Origin of the sequence: Streptomyces sp. NPDC059696 (genome assembly GCF_042733745.1) — a bacterium.
In the GTDB taxonomy this organism is placed as follows: domain Bacteria; phylum Actinomycetota; class Actinomycetes; order Streptomycetales; family Streptomycetaceae; genus Streptomyces.
The window spans coordinates 1-6,208 of sequence record NZ_JBHWFG010000070.1; the positions used below are offsets into that span (position 1 = coordinate 1).

Consider the following 6,208-nt stretch of genomic DNA (forward strand, 5'->3'; position numbering starts at 1 on the left):
GCCGAGACGACCGCGCGCATCGCGGCCAGGCGGTCACCTGGACCACCCGCCAGACCGAAACCCACAGCTGGAACAGCCTCAACGACGAACAGCGCGCACGCCTGGAAGGTCTCGGGCTCACGCCCCGGACCACACCGGCCACGAAGGGGAAGGGCGCTGGGGCGTTCGAGCGGGGCATCACTGCACTCACCTAGGCACTGTCCGGCGGATCATGTGACTTTCCGGCCGGTCGCTCATTGGTTGGGTCATGGGTCGGGGGGATCTGACGAATCGAGAGTGGTTGCTGCTGGAGCCGCATCTGCCCTCGCTGGGTGGCCGGGGCGGCCGGTGGAACGATCACCGGACCGTGCTCAACGGGATTCTGTTCCGGGTCCGCACCGGTGTTCCGTGGCGTGACCTGCCGGAACGCTATGGCTCGTGGAAGATCGTGTATGAACGGCATCGCCGCTGGTCGGCGGATGGTACCTGGGACCGGCTCCTGCAGGCGGTCCAGGCCGACGCCGACCTTGCCGGGCGGATCGACTGGTCGATGGTGGGCGTCGACTCGACGTCCTGCCGGGCCCATCAGCACGCGGCCGGCGCCCGCAGGGTCGGACCGCGGGTCCCGAAAAAAGGACGAGGCCCCGGCACCACCGCCCCGATGAGGGACTCGGACGGTCCCGGGGCGGTCTGACCTCCAAGATCCACCTCGCCGGTGAAGGCGGCTGCCGCCCCATGGCTCTACTGATCACCCCAGGCCAGTGGGGTGACGCCCCGCAGATGATCGAGGTCCTGGACCGGATCCGGGTTCCCCGGCCGCTGGGCGGACGGCCCCGGACCAGGCCCGACCATGTCAGCGGCGACAAGGCTTACAGCTCACGCCGAAATCGCCGCTACCTGCGAAGACGGCGCATCACACACACGATCCCCGAGCCGAAGGACCAGCGGGCCAACCGCCGGCGCAGAGGCAGCGCGGGCGGCAGGCCAGCTGGCTTCGACCGCGAGCGCTACCGGCGCCGCAACGAGGTCGAGCGGACCATCAACCGGCTCAAGAACTCCCGCGCGGTCGCCACCCGTTACGACAAAAGGGCCTACGTCTTCCACGGCACCGTCACCGCAGCAGCAGTCCGCCTATGGCTCCGCCCATGATCCGCCGGACAGTGCCTAGGACTGGAAGCGAGAATGCCGGCCGGAAAAGGGTGACATCAGGCGGCGAAGCCGATGTTCGTCACCTATTCGTACTGCCCGCTGGCCCCCTAGATCCAGCAGGACACCGGTGGTCCAGGCATCCTCCAGGACACGGCCGTCACCGGCACTCCAAGCAGTCACAAGGGAATCCCAGCAGCGACTATTGATGTACCGGTAAACGAGAGTGCACCGGTAAAACACGAAAACCTGGGCCTGATCAAGGAAACAAATCCCCACTCGGACGTCGCCGGAGGAACTGAGACTCTTCAAGAGACAGCAGGGCCAGGACACGTTCCACACGTTCACCCTGACCATCCTCAAGACGAACGACCTCGCCGAACAAGCCTGGACCATCCTGCACCGCACCGTTCTCGACGAGGTCCTGGGGACCTCCCACGAGAGCCTGTCCTTCATGGACAGCGACATAAGTGTGAGCTGCTGGCTGGGCTGCTCGGTCGACGGCGGCAGCCACGATGGTGCGGGCGAGCAGGGCGGATTTGTGGACGCCTGTGTAGTCGACTGCGGTCAGGGCCATGGCGGCGCAGGAGGCAGTCTTGCCGAGAGGGAATGCCCGTCGGCCAGGTAGCCCTCAGAAGTCGCCGAGGCGCTTGCGACCATAGGCATAGGTGCCCCCGAGGCGGGATAGAGGGTAGCGAGCCAGGCGGAGGAGGTGGCGTTGCAGTAGGCCACGACCACTGCCGGGGCGAGGCTGAACAGCAGGCTGGAGCCGGCCGCACGGGCGCGGTCTGTTCGTCGTGGAGTTCGGCCCCCGAGCGTGATGGGACAGGCTGAAGGTGTGGAGATCAAGGACGTCCGGCGGCTCGGCAGACCCGGAGCCGTCGTCGATGCTCCTGCCGCAGGAGCCGATGATCCTGTCGTGCCACGCGTCGTGAGCCTCCTCAGCGACCGGATGAGCCAACCGGAAGCTCTTTGGGTTTCCTCGGTTTACGGCGCATGGCATGGGCATGCTTCCAGGCGAGACCGTTGCGGCACAGGGAGAGCGCACGTGGCAGGAGCGTCGGCCGCAGCCATTGACTGATAACGCCGTTATCAGTGCCGCTCCGCAGCCCGAGCCGATCCGGTGTGTCGCGCAGTCAGTGAAGTGCAGCGACACGCGTGTTGAGCAGGGCGTTGAACACAACTCTCCGCAAAGTTAGTAAGCTGACCTCATGGTCACTTCAAGTACTGCTGGAGATAGAGAGAAGGTTGTCTCCAAGCTGCCGTCCTGGCTGCGCCAGGACCTCAAGGTTCGTGCTGCGGAACTCGGCGTCGACATCCAGGACGCTGTTTCCGCCGGCATCACCGCCTGGCGTGAAGCGGCACCCGATGAGTGCCCCACTGTCGACACATCAGGCTCCAGTTCCTTTTCCACGTGGCTTCCGCCGGGCCAGTGGCAGGAGCTCAAGAGCACCTGCCACGAGCGTGGCGGCATGCCGTTCGTCCAAGGCCTCGCTCAGTCGGTACAGAGTTGGCTGAGGGCCAACCCCTCCCCCAGGCACCGTCCCGTCACGGGCATCGTCCAGCGCAAGGTCGTCATAAACCAGAAGGGAGGGGTGGGGAAAACGGCTGTCGCCGCTGGTGTCGCGCAAGCGCTCGCCGAGGACGGCATGCGGGTGCTGCTCGTGGACTACGACCCTCAAGGGCACCTGAGCGACCAGCTCGGTGTCGAGCAGCTCCCCCCGGGGACGGACAGCCTGGTGCTGCACATGTGCGGCGAAGGCAAGGGGCAGCTGAAAGACTTGGTGGTCACGATCGAGTCGCCCCGCTTCGAGAAGCGCCTCCATGTCCTGCCCGCCTGCCCGGACGGATTCCTCCTCGACGCGAAGATCGCCGTCGCACGGATGCGGAACAAGGAAGCCGCGTTGGAGCGGGCGCTGCAGCCGTTGGAGAAGGACTTCGACGCGATCGTGATCGACTGCCCGCCGAGCCTCGGCATGGCGACCGACGCGGCGATCTACTACGGGCGGCGTCGCCAAGGCGAGGCCGAGGGCATCTCAGGCATGGTCATCCCCGTGCTGGCCGAGGACTCCTCGGCAACGGCATACGCCATGCTGGCCGATCAGGTCGAGTCGCTGCGAGACGACCTGGGTCTGGAGATCGAGTATCTCGGGCTCGTGGTGAACCTCTACGACAGTCGGCGCGGCGTCGTCGCCACGTCCTCTCTCCGGGAGTGGCGGAACCTGGGGGATCCGAAGGTGCTCGCGGTGATCGGCGACCTCAAGGAACAGCGAGAAGCGGTACGCAAGCGGATGCCGCTGCTGGAACACGCCCCTCACTGTGACCAGTCGACGGGCATGCGGGCGATTGCGAGGCAGATTTCATGAGTTCCAAGGAAGACCAGCTGGGCGCATCGTCGTCGTTCGCGCGGGCCGGCAAGGCGCGCAGTGTGCGGCGCCAGCTGACCGACCAGGCTTTCGGAACCGTGGATCCCAACGAACTGCCGCTCACTGATGTCAGCGTCAACCCCGACAACCCCCGGGAGACCCTGGGCGACGTCTCCGGGATGGCCGCCAGTCTCAGCGAGATCGGGCAGATCCAGTCCATCACCGTCGCGTCCGTCGAGGCATACCTCCGCGACCGCCCTGAGCGAGCATCGGAACTCGAGCCGGGTGCGGGTTATGTCGTCGTCGACGGTCACCGTCGGCTGGCGGGGGCACGGGCTGCAGGGCTCGCGACGATCAAGGTCACCGTCGACGACGCGCGGGTCACCACGGACGAAGCCCTTCTGGAGTCCGCGTTCGTCGCGAACGCCCAGCGGGAGAACCTCTCCGACCTGGAAGAGGCAGCGGCGCTGAAGACCTTGGTGGCGTTCTACGGATCGCAGCACAAGGCAGCCAAGAGGCTCGGTGTCACCCAGCCCTACATCTCGCAGCGGTTGTCCCTGCTGGAGCTCGCCCCCGAGCTTCAGGCGGACCTGGAGGCCGGCCGCCGTAAGGTCGAGCATGTGCGGGGGCTGGCCAAGCGCACCCCGGAAGAGCAGCGCGCAGTAGCGGACGCGCGAGCTGTGCAGGCCGTGGCGAAGAAGGGGAAGCGGAGTGGCCCCTCGTCTCAACCGTCTTCTGATAACGGCGTTATCGCCCCCGCGCGGCAGAGGGCGAAGGAGCCGCCGGAGTCCCCTGCTGATAACGCCGTTATCAGCAGGCCCGCCGAGAACCAGCCTTCCGTGGTGGCTCCGGCCCGCCCGACGGGACGGGAGACTGATAACGCCGTTATCAGTGCCATCACGGGCCAGAGCTCCTCGAGGCATCTTCCCTGGCACAGCCCGCACGCACTGAACAAGCTGGTCCGCGAGCACATGACCGTCGAGGACCGACACACCCTCGCCAAGCTCCTGACCCAGGAGTGAGTCCACGCACGAGCGCCCCTGCCGTGCCGAGGTCACCCGGCAGGGGTGCTAGCTCCTCCTTCAGCGAACCCTTCGACAGCCCGCTCCACCAGGAGGCTCTCGCGTGGCCGCGATGCAGCTGACACGCACGCACCGCATACTCATCGGGGTCGTCATCGCCGGTGCGGTGGTCATCGCCGCGATCGGTTTCGCGGGTTCCTACGCCGCCGTGCGCGAGCTCGCGGAGGACAAGGGCTTCGGGACGTTCTCCCTGGTCTTCCCGATCGGCATCGACGCGGGCATCTGCGTCCTGCTCGCCCTGGACCTCCTGCTCACCTGGATGCGCATCCCCTTCCCGCTGCTGCGCCAGACGGCGTGGCTGCTGACCGCCGCGACGATCGCGTTCAACGGGGCCGCCTCCTGGCCCGACCCGCTCGGCACCGCGATGCACGCGGTGATCCCGGTGCTGTTCGTCGTCGCCGTCGAGGCCGCCCGGCACGCGGTGGGCCGGATCGCCGACATCACCGCCGACAAGCACATGGAGGGCGTCCGCCTCACCCGCTGGCTGCTCTCGCCCATCCCGACGTTCAAGCTGTGGCGGCGGATGAAGCTGTGGGAGCTGCGCAGTTACGAGCAGGTCATCAAGCTCGAACAGGACCGGCTGATCTACCAGGCCCGCCTCCAGGCCCGCTTCGGCCGCAACTGGCGGCGCAAGGCCCCCATCGAGTCGATGATGCCCCTGCGGCTGGCGAAGTACGGCGTCCCCCTGGCCGACACCGCCCCCGCGGGCCTCGCCGCCGCCGGCATCGAACCGACGGCTCTCATGGCGGGGGTGCCGACCGTCGAGCAGGCAGAGCCGCAGTCGAACGGGAGCAGCGCAAGGTTCGGACCGGAGCGGACGAAGCCGAAGAACGGTTTGTTCGAGGAGGTGCCGGATGAGCCCGGGGTCTCGAACGAAGCATCCGGGAGCCATGTCGGCGAGGGGCGTTCTCGTTCTGAGGAGACGCCGGTGGAGAAGATCGCCGTGTCCGCTGCGAAGGCGGAGTGGACGGGGGAGCGACGCCGCGTGGTGCAGATGCGGATCCCCGAGCACGATGAGGTCCCGGGCTTCGTGACCTCACGCCCGGACCCGGCAATCGATCTCGCCCAGCCTGCGCGGGAGGAGGCGTCGGAGGTCCAGGAGCGCGAGGCTGAAGTACGGACGGGGCCGGAAATCGTGGCAGTCCGTTATCGGCGGCTGCCTCCGGAGGAACGTTCCCGGTCCGCGAATGCGCTCGCGCCGATTCTTGCCGAGGGCTCCGGCTACACCGTTGGAACGGTGCGGAAGTACCTCGGGGAGATCAAGCGGGCCGAGAAAAGCGCAACCGTATCGAGCTGAGCGCCTCGGTTCCCACCCGTCTCATGGGTGGAATTCGTGGGCGTCGGGTCGGCGGGTAGAGGACCGAACCAGGCGGGAAAGCCGACGGGAGGTGTTCCGTGGAACTTGTCATTCCAGTCGAGGTCGGCTTCCTCGCCCTCGCTCGACGGGTGCCAAGCGGTGACCGCCGCCTGGCATAGAGAGCGTTGGAACGAGCTGACCTGCGTTTTTCCAACTCGAGGGGTGTCTGTCCGTATCCGTCGCCGCCTGGAAGCGGGGGCTCCGCCGTTCGCTGGGCGGCCAGTGACACCCCCGTTCCACACGCCCCGGAGTTCCAACGCGGCCCGGAGTTCCAACGC

5 protein-coding genes are annotated in these 6,208 nt (G+C 67.2%); all 5 read left to right on the forward strand.

The genetic code is table 11. The features are described from left to right. A partial coding sequence (locus ACFV20_RS36330) for a hypothetical protein (protein WP_385665337.1) occupies window positions 1-194 on the forward strand: 194 nt, incomplete at its 5' end. Between the two features lie 53 nt (window positions 195-247). Continuing rightward, window positions 248-1,128 (forward strand): IS5 family transposase gene (locus ACFV20_RS36335; RefSeq protein ID WP_107427524.1). Its coding sequence is split into 2 segments (ribosomal slippage): window positions 248-608 and window positions 608-1,128, totalling 882 coding nucleotides; the frame shifts between segments, so codons are not numbered across the junction. A gap of 1,208 nt (window positions 1,129-2,336) precedes the next feature. Beyond that, complete coding sequence (locus tag ACFV20_RS36340) at window positions 2,337-3,491, forward strand: ParA family protein (RefSeq protein ID WP_073772433.1); 1,155 nt, start codon at window positions 2,337-2,339, stop codon at window positions 3,489-3,491. After that, complete coding sequence (locus ACFV20_RS36345) at window positions 3,488-4,513, forward strand: ParB/RepB/Spo0J family partition protein (protein ID WP_073772432.1); 1,026 nt, start codon at window positions 3,488-3,490, stop codon at window positions 4,511-4,513. The genes ACFV20_RS36340 and ACFV20_RS36345 overlap by 4 nt, the downstream gene beginning before the upstream one ends. 103 nt (window positions 4,514-4,616) lie before the next feature. Further along, a complete protein-coding gene (locus tag ACFV20_RS36350; RefSeq protein ID WP_242435351.1) occupies window positions 4,617-5,870 on the forward strand; it encodes a DUF2637 domain-containing protein in 1,254 nt (417 codons plus the stop codon). Window positions 5,871-6,208: the final 338 nt, after the last annotated feature.

Coding starts and splice junctions, on each gene's coding strand:
- ACFV20_RS36340 (WP_073772433.1), top strand. CDS start 2,337: ATGGTCACTTCAAGTACTGCTGGAGATAGAGAGAAGGTTGTCTCCAAG.
- ACFV20_RS36345 (WP_073772432.1), top strand. CDS start 3,488: ATGAGTTCCAAGGAAGACCAGCTGGGCGCATCGTCGTCGTTCGCGCGG.